This is a genomic window from Pseudomonas sp. W2-17 (genome assembly GCF_041060445.1).
GTDB lineage: Bacteria > Pseudomonadota > Gammaproteobacteria > Pseudomonadales > Pseudomonadaceae > Aquipseudomonas.
This window is the reverse complement of sequence record NZ_JAUFNS010000001.1, coordinates 98,311-114,750: the sequence shown is the minus strand read 5'-3', so window position 1 is coordinate 114,750 and position 16,440 is coordinate 98,311. Positions and strand designations below refer to the sequence as shown.

Here is a 16,440-nt window from a genome sequence, read left to right as displayed (position 1 = left end):
CCGTTTATCTTCGATTGTATCCTAACTAGAGTGTGCGAACGATTACTCGCCTCAGCCAGGACAGCACCGATACTTCACGATATGCAGGGAATGACTTAATGAACCCAGACACCGAACTGCTCCCGGCCCATGGCCGGCACTCCATCCTGGCTGCAATTTGCCTGGCAGCCTTAGTGTTGCCCATGAGTTTTACCGGCGGTGCAGTGGCCACCCCTTTCATTGGTCAAACGTTTGATGCCCATCCCACGGAACTGGCGTGGATCACTAATGCCTTCATGCTTAGCTTCGGCAGCCTGCTGATGGCTGCCGGCACCCTTGCCGATCTTTACGGACGCAAGCGACTATTCATGTGCGGCATGGCGTTGTTCGCGCTGGTGTCAGTCCTGCTGGCAGCGGTCCCCAATATTATTTGGCTGGACCTGCTGCGTGGTGTGCAGGGAATCGCCGCAGCGGCAGCCTTGGCCAGCGGTTCAGCGGCACTTGCCCAAGAGTTCGATGGACATGCAAGGACTCGCGCTTTCAGTCTCCTGGGCACCACTTTCGGGGTTGGCCTGGCTTTCGGTCCTTTGTTGTCGGGGTTGTTGATCGAGTATCTGGGCTGGCGCGCAATTTTTCTGTGCACCGCCCTAATCGCCATCCTTTCTTTGATATTTGCCGTGCCGAAAATGCGCGAGAGCCGCGACCCGCATGCTCGACGCCTGGATACGCCTGGCGTGCTGATGTTTTCCGGCCTTCTGGTTATGTTTACCACTGCCGTGATCCTGGCGCCTGATCAAGGCTGGAGTTCGCCGGTCATCCTTGTGCTACTTGCTGCGTCAGCAGTCTTTTTGCTGCTTTTCATCATCGTTGAAAATCGGGCGAAACATCCGATGCTGGAACTGCAACTCTTTCTGTTTCCACGCTTTGTCGGTGTGCAGATATTGCCGATCGGCACCTGCTACTGCTACATCGTCTTGATCGTATTACTGCCGTTTCGGTTTATCGGCGTGGAAGGGGCCAGTGCATTTGAAGCGGGGCTGATGATGTTGGCACTTTCCGCGCCGATGCTGGTTGTCCCGATCATTGCCGCATCTCTCACTCGCTGGTTGTCTGCGGGCGTGCTCTGCGCAATCGGCTTCGTGTTCGCAGCGGCCGGCCTCTACTGGCTAAGCACCATTCCGGCGTGTGCACATGCGCAGATCATCGTAGCCATGCTGCTGACCGGTATTGGTACAGGGCTGCCATGGGGTTTGATGGATGGTTTGTCGATCAGCGTGATCCCAAAGGAGCGGGCGGGGATGGCCGCTGGTATTTTCAACACAACACGGGTTGCCAGCGAAGGTGTTGCTCTGGCAATCACAGTTGCTGTGCTGACGGCCCTCGTCGCTCATCATCTCAGCATCAGTGACTCGGTCAAACTGTCCCCTGTTGATTATTCAACTATTGCGCAGCGCTTGGTCATGGGTGATATCCAGCACGCGAGTACCGAGGCCAGCCAAATCCCGATGACGATATTGCGCTCGGCCTATACCGCAGGGTTCAGCACGTTGTTGCAACTGTTGGCGATGTTCACGCTGTTCACTGCAGCTGTGGTCTTTCTGTTCCTGGGGCGACAAAGCGAAATCAGCGCTGAACCCGCGCCCGATGTCGTCCGCTTCTCATCGGAAACCTGAAAGTTGTTCTGGAGCCATGCCTGATGTCGGCTAACACACACTTTACGCCGCTGATTCTGGCGGGCATTGCATGGGTCATCAGCGCCCCTGATGACTTGGTTAGCTCTCTATCTGATATCCATACATCTTGGCGGCTGCCAGTGCACGCTCTTTGGAGAGAGGAGTGATCAGCCCTGTCGTGCCTTCAACTAGCATGTACAGAAAGTACCGGCCGTCTTGATCGAGGAGTATCCGATATACCGCTTCGGATGTTTCGTAACCTGGGGCGACCGTCTGATCCACAAGAAATGTATAGGTGTGTATGTGCATACGCTTAAGCGCTGCGTCGAAGTCTGCACTGACGTCAGATTCCCACCGCTTGGTGCTGCGCAGACTGAATATGAGTCTGATCAGCAAGGCCAGCGCGATGCTTGCTACCGCAAAAATACCCGACCCATGATCCACGCCTCTACTCCCTGTGCTGGTATAGGTCTGATAAATACGGGCAACCAGCCCCTATTTCAATAAACCTTAGCGTGAGGCGCCAAAGCCTCACAGCGAACTGATGGTGCGGAGTGCTCCTCATGGACGAGTCTACCGACGCGTTCTCGCTCGCCCACTACCGCTCATTGGACAGTGCTTAGAGCCCTTACCCCCAAAAAGGCACAAAAAAAGCACTTGCGATAAACGCTAAGTGCTTGATTTTTATTGCTTGTTTGGTGGGCCGGGGTAATCTGAACCTTCGCTCTAAAATGATGATTTTAAAGCGATTTTAGTTTTAAAAAAATTGCTTGGAATACTTTTTGGAATGCACGGGCAGGGGTTCTGTGCCAGTGAGCGACTGAGCTGAGGCCGTCAGCTAGCGCGACGGCTATGCGAGCAGCGTTAGTCGGGCAATGTGGAACAGAAGTGTACGTTTATTTGCTCTATGCCAGATATCCTAGTGCTGACTCAAGCGCTTTCTGTTTAATAGCGGCACCATTGCCAAACCAGGCAGAGTCGACCCTGTACTCTGAGCTCCGAGCCCGCCTCTCATGGTCTACATACTGGGTGACAGCGTTTAGCAAGCCCCAGGCGGTCCCTCTTGCTGCGGGAAGCGTAGCGCCAATCCCATGACCCTCATAGAGCTCTATCACCCGTGTCATTGCCCGCACATTAGCGACCTTCTCAGGCATCGCCTTAAGCGCAGTCGTGTCACAGATGACCTTGGAGACGAACTGCTTCGCTTCAGCTCCCGTCACCTTCCGCTCAGCCAGTAATTTCATTTCGTACATGAAGCTCTGCCAGTTTGAAACTTGCAGTCCCAGCTGCCGTTTGACCTCGGTACCATCGAACCGGGTGCTGTGCGGTACCTTGATTGCCTGTGAGGCCCCATTGATTGCAATGGTCAGCGTGTTATTGCACACGACCCGAATGCTTGTGGGAGTCGCCGTAGTAGCGAGCGTGCCGTCGCAGGAGGTAGCAAGGAGAACGTAGCTGTCGACGATATCGTTACCTTTCAGCGTCGAAGAGTTACCAGTCCGGGCAAGCGCCCAGAATTTTCGCCCCTCTTTCAAAATGCCAGCAGTTTCCAGCTGATAACCGAATAAGTCAGTAAGGTCTCGGTAGAACTCCAGAACATCGAGTGGTTGCACGACTTGGTATCGCATTGACACTACTGATAGCGGTTTGAGGGTATCTGACCGGAACAAAACCTTATGGTCTGTGAACGCCTGAGTCGCGTGCTCGCCGCAGATATCTGTCTTGAAGTGGACAGGGCTCTCTTTGATGTGCCAATCCATACCTGCTTCTTGTTGCCAGATTTCGATCGGCCGATTTTCTGAAAGCTTTGAGCCCAGACCATGCCAAGGAGCCTGACCTACGTACGCCATTCTTTCAAGTTTATGAGCCATGGGTAATTTCTCGAGATGCACGCATACAGCCGCGCCGAAGGCGCGGTTGTATGCTGTAAGTTAAGTTTCTAAGAGCGATTATTGAAGGTGTAGTCGCAATTCACGCAGCAATAGTTGTCGAGAACCTCCTGGTCGACGATTCCGCCTATTCTGCTACCGGTTATACATCCAGCGGTGCCGACGATAAGGGCGCCAAATACTGCACCGCCGATTCCACCGATTGGTATCCCTACCGGTCCTGCCAGCGCGCCCGCTAAAGCGCCCATTTCTGCTCCTGCTAGGGCGCCGCTGAACCCGCTGATAGCACCACCAGTTGCTCCAATGACGGCACCTGTTTTCATCGCGGTGTTACGTTTTCTTACATGGTCCGAGGAGCATTTAGGGCAATTTAATGACATATGTAATTTTCCGTTGTTGAATGTCATTAAAATTATGTATGGTCAAAATTATTTTGAATGCACATGGATTAACGGAATAAGAGCCTGGCCAAGCGCTAACAATGTATGAAGTCAAGGATAGGTAATAGTATGGAGAATACTTTAATTCCAGATTGATGTGGATTCGGAAAGGCTCAGCATCCGAGCAATATTCATCTTGACGTATAAAGATAGTCTCCAGTTGAGGGGGGCATTGATCTCTGTATTGATATTATTAAGTCAGGACATGCATGCGAGCTCATACGGCAATCTAAACTTGTCAATAGGAATGACAGATATGGGCAGAGTACTTGTTCGTCACCCGGATAACAAGAATTTACACTTGTACTACGGAACATTCTTTCAGGATTATCCCGTGATGGTAAATCACGCACCATTCATTGCTGAATATCTAGAAGAATTTACCAGTTTGATTCACCGTGCATTCAGGGATCATCGTCGTATATTTGCGATGAGATTCGACCTAAGGTTTCCTAGAGATGCCGATACCTTGGAGTTCGATAGGAGCGTAGTGTCACGATTTGTGGACTCTTTAACATGGCGCCTCCGCTCCGCTCGTGACAGGGCAAGGGCAACGAATCCCAAGGCGCATAAGACCATGGTGCATTGGTGTTGGGTGCGAGAGAGGGGCATTGATGGCGGAGCTCATTATCATTTTGTGCTCATGCTAAATAACGACTCTTACCATTCGACAGGCCGTTTCGCGTCCGCCGCTAATAACGTATTCAATCGTATCCAAGCCGCTTGGGCCAGTGCATTGCGGTTGGACGTTGAGAAGGTCCGTGGCTTGGTCTATATACCGCGCAATTCGGAGTTTCATCTAACAATGGCAGACCAGGTCGAATTGGATCGTTTTTTTCGTAGGTCTAGCTACCTGTTTAAAGCGGCAACGAAGGAGTATGGCCGAGGGGGCAGGTCCTTTGGCACCAGCAGGTAGTTGTAGAGGTGTCGATAGCCGATGTTTCAGAACGATCATTTAGGCACGCAAGGCGCTATTTCTGCTACAGGTAGCAGAAATAGCAACACGCTTGCATGCAAAAACGCACTGTTATCAGGTGGTCTCGTGGTTTTCGCAAATGTCAATGGGTTTGCCTGAGTTATTTTTTACTTTGAGCACTCTGGTAACGCTGCTCCATCGCAAGGCTAGGATTGCCAGCACTCGGTCTCGCCCTGAGACCATTTGCACGATGGTGGCCGCATGAATTCCTCAGAAATTTTCGCTGAAGGTGTCTTCTCAGCTAAGAAAGTTATTAGATTCAATCGTTTAGTTGACAAGGTCGGAGTTGGCCGTTCAACTATTTATGATTGGTTGAATATCTCATCTCCGAGGTATGATCCTGAATTTCCACCGCCATTTAAGCTGTCAACGAGCAAAAATGGTGCCGTAGGGTGGATAGAGTCGGATGTAGACATGTGGCTTTCCAAAAGAGCAAATCGCCATGCATAACTTGATGGGGAAAATGTCATCACGCTCAAAGAGGTACGTGTTACCGACAGAGCGCCCAGAGTTTCCGGTGCTGAACAAATTTCCGATATTGCGAAGCGCTGTCGAAGAGGCTGAAAATAATATTAAGGCGCCTAAGGAATTGATTTTTTTCTCCGCGCTATCGGCGGCGGCTATCGCTGTGCAGAATCTTAATAACATGATTAAGCCTACAGGGCAGGAAATTCCGCTATCGCTGAATATATTGATCGTTGCAGACTCAGGTGAAAGAAAGTCAACCGTCGAAAGGGTATTCTTTGAGTCAATTAGAAGTTTTGAAAGCCAAAAGGCAGCAGAATTCCAGCAAGCCAATGTGGAATGGGAGAACACTGAGAAAATATGGATAGCGAAAGAGCGTGCATTCATATCGGAAATAGCTAAACAGACACGTCGAGGCCTAGATACGTCCGAGGTTGAGATGCGGCTAGCCGAGCATGTTTTGCTTCGGGTTCTGAAGCCTTTGGAAACTAAATTGCTTTATGAGGATGTCACATCAGAAGCACTTTTTTCTGGCCTAAAGAGAAATGGCGCGGCCGCCGGACTAGTGTCCAGCGAGGGCGCAGCAGTTCTTGATGGTCGTGCATTCAGAGACTACCCTAAACTAAATTCCATATGGAGCGGTGATGAGATTAGAGTCGATAGAAAGACGGGTGAGAGCTACGTCTTAAAGAACGCCAGATTGAGTTTGGCTATAATGGCACAAAAGCGGGTGTTGGACGGGTATTTAGCAAAAAGCGGGGATGAAATCCGTGGCTCGGGCTTCTGGGCAAGATTTCTGGTATGCCGGCCAAAATCTACCCAAGGAAGCCGAGATATCAGAAATACAACCATGACCTGGTATGCTAAATCGAAATTTACCAGAACGATATATGAAATTTTGAACAAATCAGGAGCTATGAGGCTTGACGCTGAAGTTCCAGCAAGAACCACAGTATGCTTCAATCCTCAAGCTGCTCAAGAGTGGCTTGAGATCTACAATTGCATTGAAATAGGTATAGGTCAAGGTTGGTTTAAGGGGATGGAGGATCACGCTTCGAAACTAGCAGATATCATAGCTAGGGTCGCCGCTATAATTCATTGCTTTGAGGGAGGGGAATGTGAGGTGCCAGTAGAGCCATTACGATTCGCCTTTGATCTTTGTTTTTGGGCCAGTGCACAATACTTTGATGTATTTTGCCCCAAAGATGAGGCTGAAATTCAGGCTGATGAACTTGAGGATTGGTTGATCAGTCTCTGGAAGAAAGGAGAAAAGGATATTCGAAAAAATTATATTCGGCAATATGGACCAAATTCGCTTAGAAAAGTAGATCGCCTAAATAAAGCACTCTCGGTATTGATTGGCCGAGGCCTGGTGGACGTCTATGATTCTCGCGGTATACAGTTCGTAGAGATTCGTAATCCTAGAGGCTAGTGGTTACTCACTGGAAAAAAATAGTTTCACGAGTTTGTCCTCGTGGAGTAGATTTATCATTCGAATTTTAGCATCTTCTCGTTTAATCTTAAATGCTTTGGAGGTTGATAGTTCATCATAGCGATTCATAATTTTTTCTGTCGCTGTGGATATTTTGTCCCATCCTTTTGTTGGGCGATCTGTTATCAGCGTGGTTATGACTAATTTATTGATTTCAAGGAGTGCTCGAGCTTTACCTTCCCCGCCCGCTTTTGCGTTTGAACTTTCCGGGTTTGCTAGGTCGGAGTGTATTTGATTACTATGTCCTAAAAAACTACTGGCTAAGCTAATGGCTTTCCAAGCCATTATTAGCCGGTCCTCGCTGGCTAGATTCCTGGCGATGGTATTATAGATAAAAGCACTATATAGGTTCGCTTCGAGTTTCTCTTGCTTATTCAACTTTCCGAGCATTAACGCGTGATGTAAGTCATTAAGCTGCCCTTTGGTTAGTTTTCCATCTTGTAGCTTTGTTTCAATTTCTTCGAAAATTGGTGTGTTTTTATGAGTTCTCCCAAGCCACTCTCCGATGAACTTGATTTGCTCAAAGTTTCTACTGATCAAACCTCTTATTTCCCGGTCGGGAAGCAGTGAGCTGAAGTCAGGGTTTCCACTTGATTCAATGTCGTCAAATTCAATAAAGTCGTCCATTGGTATAGTCCTATATCTGTCCGAAGCGGCCTGGGTTAGTATGTAATTACTTCAGGGGAGGAGTTAAGAAAAGAGGACGACTTGCGCGTATCTTTGATAAACATCGCGGTTCCGCCGTGGCGCATATCGATCTCGAATAACTCCGAGATTCGAATGAGGTCGCCCAGCGTTCTATAACCGTAATTTACAGCCGAGAACGAGCTATTGTTACGGATGAATTCACCAACCTGGCTAAGATGCGACCAGCCTGCATCATCTGCGGTTTTCTCCGCTGCTGTCCGGAGTAGGCGAACCAGCGAGGTGTCGCTGCGTAACTCGTTGCGTGTGCGTTTTGTAGGTTTCGGGGGGCCGCCCTCTGTGGCTTTCTCCTGATCATCGCTGATCAGGTTCTCGGTGTAGATGAACTGAGAGCAGGCATCAACGAACGGCTTGGGAGTCTTCTTTTCCCCGAATCCATACACCGGCAATCCACTTTCAAGCAGACGGAGCACGAGCGGCGTGAAGTCGCTATCGCTTGTCATGAGTGCAAAGGCATCGACGTTTTTACTGTATAGCAAATCCATCGCGTCAATGATCATTGCTGAGTCGGTGGCATTTTTACCTTTCGTGAAAGCGAACTGCTGCATAGGTCTGATCGCGTAGGGATGCACCTTTTCAACCCAGCCTGTAAGGTGTGGAGAACTCCAGTTCCCGTGTGCATGCCTAATGTTCACCATGCCGTACTTGGCCAACTCGTCGAGCACGCCGCCTATGGAGGCATGGCTCACGTTGTCACAGTCAATCAGCAATGCTATCCGTTTCGAATCCACGTTGAATCCTTGAGCGAGGTCCCTCTAAGCCTCCACTATGTCATCACGGGTGTATTCGCATCAAGGTTACTCGATTGTTGGTTGGCTGGGGGCTGCTCCTATGCTGGGACGCTGGGATGGATATCCTTCCACACACGCCGCAGGTACGCAGATTCGTCAGTGAAATGTTCGGCGAGAGGGCGCCTGGGGTGATTGCTGCTTTCTTTCCAAATCAAAGCCCCTAATTGGAGCTTTGATCCGACTCGGACTTTCGTTGTAGCGGAGCTTTAATACTGCTGAGTCCTCTAACGGAAAATATCTCGAGTAGCGCGGTAAGAAAAGCCCGCCCTTCAATAGAAGAAGCGGGCTAAGTGTTAGCTAAGCCAAGGAATTAGCCTGTCCCATGCGAGGCCGAGTAGACGGCGCGATCGCTCATCGATGAACTTGATGCCCCAGTCCTCTTGATAAGCGCCAATGGCCGCTAGATGAGGCATATGGGACGATATCTGCGCTAGCTCCTGCGTAGATTGTGCGAGCTTTATTCCAACTTCTTCGGCAGTTTTGAGAATTTGTTCCGCCTCTTCATGGGATGGCGCTCCCAGTGCTTTATAGAGAACTCGTTTTTCTTTCCAGCCTCGATTGCTGAGAGAGCTATTGGCGTCAGACTGGACGAGCACAAGATTTCCGAGCCGGTTAATGCTTTCTTTGTTTAGATAAACGTCTTCAGCCCAATCGGCGGATGCAGTCTGTGGCGCAATGTGTTCGAGAGCGAGATGGCGGGTGTCGACAAAACCCTCATAGGTGAGGCAGGTCGACGAGTAAGGTTTGCCCTGAACAATGAGTCCGCTATTCGCAGGGTCCGCTACGGAATCATGATAAGCTGCTAGGAGAATAAACCGGGCTGTAGGTCGGCTATTGCTATAGGCGGGCATTTGGGACGCATCGCTGATAAACTGCGAGCGGTTGACTACGTTGCCATGATTGGCCCCAAGCAGCCGAGCTAGAAGCTCTGCTTTCAATTTCACTACATTTATTTCAGGATCTTGAGAGTCCGTCGCACCAGATTTATTTTTGCGAGCCAAGGGAGCTAGATCGGTTAGGTTGTTAATTCCGGCTAATATCTCACGGTACTCTTGATCTATGTTTGCAGTTCCCCGGTGAGAAGCTCTCCAAAGCGCCGAAAACGCAGCCATGGCTTTTATAGCTTGCTCAAATTGTGCTATTTTCCCCGGCTTTTCGGCTTCAGATGCCGCCAGCGCTGCAGAATAAAATCTAACCAGTGGCGCTATGGCCACGGTATGTTTAAGCTCACGAAAATAGCTGAGACAAAGCTTTACACTATCAGTGGTAGCATCGACAGGAAGCCCGTGAAGGGATGGAGTTCGATCGTTAAAATCCCAAGAATATTGAATGAAAGTTGAAACATCACGAAGATGCGTAACAAACGAAATTCGCTCCGCTTTATCTTCCTCGTGCCTCTCGAATTCCTCTTTCAGGTAGCGACGCTGATCCGCAAGTCGCTTTGATAACTTCTTGCCGGTTTCCGCCGCCGCGAAATAGATCAGAAGGTCCGAGGTAGCAGATTGCAGCTGGTCACCCACTCTAAATCCTGAGAGGTAGTCGGACACGACATTCAAGCACTTTCTGGACTCGGAGTGTTCGTATTGTGTGAGTGACTCCGCGCTTACAACTCGAGGCTTAAAAGTTTCGTATGCAGTGAGTGGTTCTCCCGTCGTGTTCAAAGACTCAAAAACGGTGAACGCATAATCTTCGTTTTTTCCGCGTACTACAGTCACAGCGACGCGATTCAATAAATAGCCAGCAAGGAGGATTAAATGAAGAAGTCCAGAATACTCTTTGGAAAGAGTCTCCGACTTTAACTCGTCAATCACTTCCTGTGGAAATTCGTGGTTCAGGAGTGCTTGCTGAAGCTTTTTCGCATTGATTACTTCTTGAGTGCTAGGCAGCTCCTCTAGTTCGTCTTTAGGAGGCTGTCCAGATGCAATCGGCTTAAAGATTTTAGACAGCTGCATGAATCGATCTACAAGCGCCTCCTCTCCCTCAATTCGATTTTCACGTTTTTGTGGTTTGAACTCGATGACCTTTTCTAACTCGATAGTCTCTACGTACTTGGATATTAGGTGCGCAATAGGAGATTCGTATTTTGCGTGCAGTCCCGTTCGGGACCATTGATCATCAAAAGACCGAATCATCCTCGGATATAGAGGAGAGTCACCATAAGCTTGCTTTTCAAAAAAAGTAGCCGCTAATTCTTCAACGACTCTTCGAGCTTGCCCGTCAATCCAGTGAAGCGCGGGCGGCCACTCTTCAATTTTATTTGTTTTACGAAGTTTAGCGTGAGCGAGTCGTATGTTGTTATGGAGAGACAAGCACACTAACAGGAGTGTAGTCAGACGCTGCTGGCCATCGATTACCGTTAGCAGCTTAGCAGGTACATCTTGCCTAACTATGGGTTGGACGGTCGTATAATTGATGTCGTGGATAGTGATAACAGTACCCAGGAAGGTAAAGCTTTCCTCGCTTTCGAGCAGCATTGAATAGCCGTGAAGGGTATCTTCGACCAGCTTACTTACCTTATCTTTATCCCAGCCATAAGGGCGCTGGTATGGCGGTATGTATAGCCCCAGCCCTCGTTCGCTTAGCAGCTCCCTAACTGTTTTAGAATTCGCTTCAAAAATATCCTTCGCTTCCATCGGCATTACCGTGCTCCTTTCATGGTTATTTGTGGCAAACTAAACAAGCTCCTCCTCCTTCATCCTCTAGGTAAAGGTCATCTATGTCTTCAGGTTCTACCTCTGAGACCCTTAGAGGATTGGGCCTTCTGCGCGCAAGGTCTCTCGCTTTCCTAGTGGCAAATTCTTTCTTTATCTGCTCAATTCGCTCTGGTTGTTCGAGCTCAGAAAGTGACTCGCCTTGACTCCACGTAAATGGTGAGCCATGTTCTAACGCTGACTTTTCATAAGTCTTCGCCTCTTCAAATTCCTCTGGGTGTACTTCTTTCAGCCTAGCCCATTCGATTTTCTGCTGAAAAAAACAAAACGTACAGCCACTTCGGGATCTCCAATCATAGTACTTCGGAAGCCCCAGGCCCGAGGCCTCTAAGATATCGATGATTCCTGGTTTGTCTATTCCGTTTTCACGAAACGGTAGTTTTACTACCAAATTGTCTTGTCTAGCTATCATGCCGTCCCGATGTTCTTCATCCGCTCGGATGGCTACATAGCTGTATACCTTATCTCCGGCTTTCAACCATGGATTAATCCAGTGCTTGAAGGGCTCCAGTTTTAATTTTCGCGTGCACCAACGAGTACTGGCAGAAGGCAAAAAACTATTGTATTGACGCAACCAGAAGTCGAAATCCCGATGCGGATTGAGCCTCTCGATAGCCTTACCTAAGAAGCCCTCAAGTCTTCCAAGAAATTCATAGACTTCTGGAAGCTCTTTTCCCGTATCAGTGAAAAAATACTTGATATCAAGTTGGGGGTAATGAAGGCTCATGTAAACAGCCAATGCCGCACTATCTTTCCCGCCCGATAATCCGAGTACGTGATGTTCATTCATTGAGTTGTCCCTCAAGCCTTCTCGACAGCAACAGCGCACCCGCTTCGGCGAGCGCAGCGAGCACTAAATCCTCATTGTGCTCGCCCATAGTGGCCAGCATCTGTTTAGCCAGGTCCGCCACGACCGGCACATCGTGTTCCGATATATCTATTGAGCCAGTCACATCTCGCCCCTGGTCTGCTCCGAACACAACACCCATAACCCTGCGTGTGGCAGGGCGTCCATGAAGAGGCGCCATAGCTTCTTCTTTTCGAAATTCGAGAGCCCATGAGCCAACTTGTGAAAGAGCTAGGTCAATATCGCGATCAACCCATTGCGCTGGCGGTTTGTTTGTCGCAAGGCTTACGACTTTTTCTATGCTGTCGGTGCTACCGTCAAAAGTCTCAAGTCTAGTTGCGAAAGCGTCCAGCAGAAAATTACCAGTTATTCCTTTGATCCCAGCGGCACGTCTGTTTAAATCAATAATGTCCCTATTTTTGTGATCAAGTGCCAAAAATAGGGTTTCTTTAATGCGCTCCAACATTTTAGGATAAGCGCGTTTCAGCTCTGAGGTTATCCCCTTAAGCTTCAGAATCAGCTCTTCCGCGTTATCAGTTTCAAGGAGCGTAGGCAGGTCCGCAAACAAAACCTTGTGAGGGTCGCTCGCTTTCAAAAGCATGCCTCGTACCTGTTGCGCAAGGGACGAGATGTGCGTGGTCCTTCTCGTCCAGCCTGGCAGCTGAGTGACCATGCTTACCAGCGCTCTTGCCGCATCCAGCGGCTTCGCATCACTAGTATTTTTTTCATCAAAGCTACTGTCAGCTGTTTCTTTAATTGCTGATAAAAGCTTCTCTTTTTCCCTCGAAAGCTCCACAAACTTAAATTTCACTCGTGACGGATCCTGCACCCACTCGTCAACAGTTGCTTCAGAAATTTCTGGAGTAAACACCCCATCAATGTACATTGCGATGGACGAGCGGTTTGCCATGAAATAGGCTAATGCAAGAACTGGCATAATTCCAGCTCTGAGACCGAATGGTGCTTTTCCCCACACTTGGTATAAATCAGCAAGTGTAAGCGCTCGTTTTGAGTCAAGTAATAGCTGATCAGTTTCCCACCACAAGGGCGCTATAGAGTCGCCTTTTAAGCTTTGGCTGGGCTTGCCAAAGCCCCAACCGGAATCGCGCTCAGCATGGATGCCACAAGCATGTAGAACTGTGAAGTATAGACCAGCATCTGCAGGGTGGGTCTGGTAGCCTAAGTTTGGTTCATGAGGGTGACGGATCATCGTATAAAGCAGATCTTTCCGAGCCTTCATGGAGTTGCTTGATAGCTGTTCCCGATTGATTAGCTCGCTCAAGATTTTAGGCGACTTATGATAGATCTCTTGTGCAATAGCCGACGCAAGGGATGAGAGCGATTTGTAATGGCTCTTGTGCAGAAGCTCTCCAGAAAAATGCCATTTTGAGAGATCGTAGGCATCGCTGAGCTCTTCCTCAAGTGAAGATTTGACGCTTGCTATCCTCCCAGTCAGCTCGCGTTTGGCTACGGCGTCACCTTCTAGTTCCGGATAGGTGTTAAACACTCGTTCTGAGGCTGCAAGCTCTAGACTTAGATCTGCGATCTTTTCAGAATTAGCAGGTACGCCAAAAAAAGAAACCAGATCGGAATATGTGCTACTTGCCAGTTTAGCCGCATTCTCTGCGCTTTTATTGCTCTGTCCTAGTTCCGGAAGGCAGAGAAAAAAAGCCCCTACACTTCCTCGGTCGGTTTGAAAAGACTTCATGAACTCACTAACCTCCGAGAGGCGCAAGATATGGCGAGAGAACCAACGCATACTGCCGGTTTCTTGGTAGAGACGTTTCGCTAGTACAGGCTGAAGGTCTGTGAGTGCAGAAATTTGGTCCAGCGCATACGTGCCTATCTCAAATCGCGCTTTGTTTACAGCGGCTTCAATATCAAAGTCACTGCCAGCGTATATTCCATAGGCGTTCAAATGCTTTCGTTCTACCAAAATTCGCCAGGCGACTAAATTACCTATCGCGCTATGAATTTCTTTCTTGCTGGCTCCTGGAACAGAGAGGGCAATTATTTTTTCCTCCGGAACAATTCCGCTGCCCCCTCTGAACATATCGATTAACGCTACTGCTTTAGTCAGCTCAATGTGTATATGTTCACCCTTTGCCTCGGCTCGTTCTACTGCATCGCAGGCAGTCGCCCAGCGGTGGCTATCGCTAGAGGCAAGTATCGCCGGCTCCAGATTCGCTTTCAGATATTCCCAATAACGAGCAGGCCCGTAGCTGCAATCTAGGTCAAGTTGCGTGCCCTCAAGAAACTCCATGAATCCAAGCGGTTCCCTTGATGCCAGGAAACCGAACGTGCTGCGCTCGTTCTGGCCGAATTTGCGCCGCGAAATTGGACCTAGTAGAGCCGCCGTAATGGGGTGCAGCGGCCAGCATTTGGCTAAGCTACGCCCTATCCCATCAGGTGTGGCAGGGCGCCGAGTTTTAATGGCACGGCCTACCGCCTCAGCACGCTTTACAATTTCTTCTTGCAGGGCTGGGCCGACTGAGCTTTGGATTGCGCTCCCAATCAGCTCAATAGTTTCATCCGCAGCAGACACTAGTGGGATATCTATGAAGCGCCCTTGGATTTTAGCCCAGTCATCTTGAGATTGGCGTCCAAGACGTGACGAGTACGCTTCGAAAGATTGATGCAGAATGCCCACAATGACTAGTTTTCCATTGCATCGGCTTGCAGCCTCCGCAAGCTCTTGCAGAATGTAAATGTCATCGTTGTCTAGCGCTGCAGCCTCAAGAAATTTCCCGAGCTCGTCTATGACTAAAAGCACCCCGTTAGGATGAGCTTCTGCCGTAGCCACAATGTCAGCTACTACGTCGAGGTTCTTCCGTCGTGAAGTTGATTGCCCTTTTGCTCGGGCAAATGCACGCGCTAGTTCAGCGGCAATACTTGCTCGTTTACCTACTACAGGTACAACAGTCCATCCGTCGGTACCGGATGCGAACGCGGTGCGGACCAGGCTGCTATCGTCAAGGTTCAGAATTTTTTCAGCATTACTACGAAGATTCCTATCCGCTCCGACAAGAGTGCACAGCATCAAAGCGAGAGAGGATTTTCCACCTCCGTATGGGCCAGTCCAAGTAAACGCACGCTGCTTGGTTTCTAATATTTGCGACGCCATGTTTTCAAGCAGCGTCAACGCTGCGCCTTGGCAAATGTAGCCGGCAAGAGCATCTTCTCGACCATAGTCAGTATCAAGGCGGATGGATCGCAAGAACTGACGTGAAATACTGACGACCTCGGACAAAACCTTTTGCGGTAACGCGGAGATCAGTTGGGTCTTAGACATAAGCGGCCTTCAAAAATGTGTTTTTAGCCTTTTCGATATCGCTTAAAGCTAAGCCTTTACGAGTGACTTGGCGAATACCTGCCTGCTCAGTCCAAAGCAATTGGCCTTTGCTTAGTTGCTCCAGAGCCATCAATCGATCGGCTACCGCGTGCTCATCCAGCTTGAACACTCTTCCCGGCGATCCGTAGTCGTGAGCGACCCTATCGAAAGCCATAACGGAACCTGTGCCCTCCATCTTCTGCCAATAATCTAGGAGTGCGTACGCAAATATCCCATCAGGTAACGATCTTTTTGCTCCGCGTCGAAATTCAAAACTGTCCTTCGTGTTTTGCTGCAACAAACCTAGCTCACCTAGTAACGGCTCACTCATTTCTTCGGGGGAATCGCCGCCTAGTTTTGGAACGTAGCTACGAATACAGCATTCCACATCCCGCTTAATCGTTGCCGCAGAAATTCGAATCCCGTTCTCGGCTGCCATCTCAGAAAGTGCGCTTGCCAGCTCTTCCCTTTTAAATACTTGATGCACTACATGATTGAACAGAAAGTACCATGTCGTCGTTTTATTCGGGTCGCTTGCTAGGATCCAATGCATAAGCCATGTGGTGGCCGGCTGCTCTGAGAACGGGTCTAACCCGCTCTCGCTATTAAAAATCAGCTCTGCCAAAGGCGTTGGACCGTATCCGCCGTCCACCTCATCGATAATTTTGCATGCTGACGCCCAAAATCGAATCGACATGACCATGTTTTTTCCCACCCCAAACCTAGCGATTGCGGCGTCTTCGGAAAATATGGTTTTCGGCGCCTTGAGCCCTAGTGGCCGATAATGCGCCACCGCATCATAGGCTTTGCGTAGCCATAGCTGACGAAGGGGAAAGGTTTCATGGCCAGAAAATTGGGGCCGTTGGTCAGGACTGAATATGATCATAGCTACCGATGGTATCCCGGACTGGAGAGGGTCGCCAGTCTGCATGATGGTCATGATACTGGATGTATGAACAGATTTCTAAGCGTTTTTTGCTACGATAACTATATCTTGACTTGCCGCGTGAGATGTGAATCGTTGGTGGCCTGTCGTAGTGTCAGGTTAGATCTTGGTTGCATTCTTCCTGGATTTTTACGGGAGTGGAGCGCCGGCGCGCTTCGAGGGGGTTTAGCCGAATGTGATGCCTGAGTTTTAGAC

General features: G+C 49.3%; 13 protein-coding genes. 4 read left to right on the top strand and 9 right to left on the bottom strand.

Annotated elements, in window-relative coordinates:
• Window positions 1-98: 98 nt before the first annotated feature.
• A complete protein-coding gene (locus QWI20_RS00590) occupies window positions 99-1,652 on the top strand; it encodes an MFS transporter (protein WP_369303697.1) in 1,554 nt (517 codons plus the stop codon).
• A 99-nt stretch (window positions 1,653-1,751) separates the two neighbouring features.
• On the opposite strand, the gene QWI20_RS00585 is transcribed toward QWI20_RS00590, so the two are convergent.
• The 3 genes from QWI20_RS00585 to QWI20_RS00575 all read right to left on the bottom strand — a co-directional run bounded on the left by QWI20_RS00585 (window position 1,752) and on the right by QWI20_RS00575 (window position 3,948).
• The gene (locus tag QWI20_RS00585; protein ID WP_369303696.1) at window positions 1,752-2,096 is read right to left on the bottom strand and encodes a hypothetical protein; all 345 of its coding nucleotides are present in this window, start codon (window positions 2,094-2,096) and stop codon (window positions 1,752-1,754) included.
• A 461-nt stretch (window positions 2,097-2,557) separates the two neighbouring features.
• Window positions 2,558-3,523 carry a DUF932 domain-containing protein gene (locus QWI20_RS00580; protein ID WP_369303694.1) on the bottom strand — a complete coding sequence of 322 codons (966 nt, stop codon included), beginning with the start codon at window positions 3,521-3,523 and terminating at the stop codon, window positions 2,558-2,560.
• A 68-nt stretch (window positions 3,524-3,591) separates the two neighbouring features.
• On the bottom strand, window positions 3,592-3,948 hold the full coding sequence (locus tag QWI20_RS00575) for a hypothetical protein (RefSeq protein WP_369303693.1): 357 nt from the start codon (window positions 3,946-3,948) through the stop codon (window positions 3,592-3,594).
• 238 nt (window positions 3,949-4,186) lie between these two features.
• On the opposite strand from QWI20_RS00575, the gene QWI20_RS00570 reads away from it, so the two are divergent.
• The 3 genes from QWI20_RS00570 (at window position 4,187) to QWI20_RS00560 (ending at window position 6,854) form a co-directional block, all read left to right on the top strand.
• Complete coding sequence (locus QWI20_RS00570) at window positions 4,187-4,897, top strand: inovirus-type Gp2 protein (RefSeq protein WP_369303991.1); 711 nt, start codon at window positions 4,187-4,189, stop codon at window positions 4,895-4,897.
• Window positions 4,898-5,158: 261 nt separating this feature from the next.
• Window positions 5,159-5,407, top strand: coding sequence for a helix-turn-helix transcriptional regulator (locus QWI20_RS00565; RefSeq protein ID WP_369303692.1), 249 nt, complete (start codon window positions 5,159-5,161; stop codon window positions 5,405-5,407).
• Window positions 5,400-6,854 (top strand): YfjI family protein, encoded by a 1,455-nt coding sequence (locus QWI20_RS00560; RefSeq protein WP_369303690.1) that lies wholly within the window; start codon window positions 5,400-5,402, stop codon window positions 6,852-6,854. The genes QWI20_RS00565 and QWI20_RS00560 overlap by 8 nt, the downstream gene beginning before the upstream one ends.
• Before the next feature lie 3 nt (window positions 6,855-6,857).
• On the opposite strand, the gene QWI20_RS00555 is transcribed toward QWI20_RS00560, so the two are convergent.
• The 6 genes from QWI20_RS00555 to QWI20_RS00530 form a co-directional block, all read right to left on the bottom strand.
• A complete protein-coding gene (locus QWI20_RS00555; RefSeq protein ID WP_369303689.1) occupies window positions 6,858-7,541 on the bottom strand; it encodes a hypothetical protein in 684 nt (227 codons plus the stop codon).
• A 35-nt stretch (window positions 7,542-7,576) separates the two neighbouring features.
• Window positions 7,577-8,350, bottom strand: a complete 774-nt coding sequence (locus QWI20_RS00550; RefSeq protein WP_369303688.1) for an NYN domain-containing protein — start codon at window positions 8,348-8,350, stop codon at window positions 7,577-7,579.
• 353 nt (window positions 8,351-8,703) lie between these two features.
• Window positions 8,704-11,049 (bottom strand): DUF262 domain-containing protein, encoded by a 2,346-nt coding sequence (locus tag QWI20_RS00545; RefSeq protein WP_369303687.1) that lies wholly within the window; start codon window positions 11,047-11,049, stop codon window positions 8,704-8,706.
• Window positions 11,050-11,068: 19 nt separating this feature from the next.
• Window positions 11,069-11,911 (bottom strand): phosphoadenosine phosphosulfate reductase family protein, encoded by an 843-nt coding sequence (locus tag QWI20_RS00540; RefSeq protein ID WP_369303685.1) that lies wholly within the window; start codon window positions 11,909-11,911, stop codon window positions 11,069-11,071.
• A complete protein-coding gene (locus QWI20_RS00535) occupies window positions 11,904-15,260 on the bottom strand; it encodes an ATP-binding protein (RefSeq protein WP_369303684.1) in 3,357 nt (1,118 codons plus the stop codon). Before QWI20_RS00535 ends, QWI20_RS00540 begins: the two co-directional genes overlap by 8 nt.
• Window positions 15,253-16,230, bottom strand: coding sequence for a DUF4007 family protein (locus QWI20_RS00530; protein ID WP_369303683.1), 978 nt, complete (start codon window positions 16,228-16,230; stop codon window positions 15,253-15,255). The genes QWI20_RS00535 and QWI20_RS00530 overlap by 8 nt, the downstream gene beginning before the upstream one ends.
• Window positions 16,231-16,440: the final 210 nt, after the last annotated feature.

What these genes read in the sequence shown, in the direction of transcription:
- QWI20_RS00530 (WP_369303683.1), bottom strand. Translation starts at nt 16,230, where the DNA reads ATGCAGACTGGCGACCCTCTCCAGTCCGGGATACCATCGGTAGCTATG.
- QWI20_RS00535 (WP_369303684.1), bottom strand. Translation starts at nt 15,260, where the DNA reads ATGTCTAAGACCCAACTGATCTCCGCGTTACCGCAAAAGGTTTTGTCC.
- QWI20_RS00565 (WP_369303692.1), top strand. Translation starts at nt 5,159, where the DNA reads ATGAATTCCTCAGAAATTTTCGCTGAAGGTGTCTTCTCAGCTAAGAAA.
- QWI20_RS00555 (WP_369303689.1), bottom strand. Translation starts at nt 7,541, where the DNA reads ATGGACGACTTTATTGAATTTGACGACATTGAATCAAGTGGAAACCCT.
- QWI20_RS00560 (WP_369303690.1), top strand. Translation starts at nt 5,400, where the DNA reads ATGCATAACTTGATGGGGAAAATGTCATCACGCTCAAAGAGGTACGTG.
- QWI20_RS00570 (WP_369303991.1), top strand. Translation starts at nt 4,187, where the DNA reads ATGCATGCGAGCTCATACGGCAATCTAAACTTGTCAATAGGAATGACA.
- QWI20_RS00590 (WP_369303697.1), top strand. Translation starts at nt 99, where the DNA reads ATGAACCCAGACACCGAACTGCTCCCGGCCCATGGCCGGCACTCCATC.
- QWI20_RS00580 (WP_369303694.1), bottom strand. Translation starts at nt 3,523, where the DNA reads ATGGCTCATAAACTTGAAAGAATGGCGTACGTAGGTCAGGCTCCTTGG.
- QWI20_RS00545 (WP_369303687.1), bottom strand. Translation starts at nt 11,049, where the DNA reads ATGCCGATGGAAGCGAAGGATATTTTTGAAGCGAATTCTAAAACAGTT.
- QWI20_RS00540 (WP_369303685.1), bottom strand. Translation starts at nt 11,911, where the DNA reads ATGAATGAACATCACGTACTCGGATTATCGGGCGGGAAAGATAGTGCG.
- QWI20_RS00575 (WP_369303693.1), bottom strand. Translation starts at nt 3,948, where the DNA reads ATGACATTCAACAACGGAAAATTACATATGTCATTAAATTGCCCTAAA.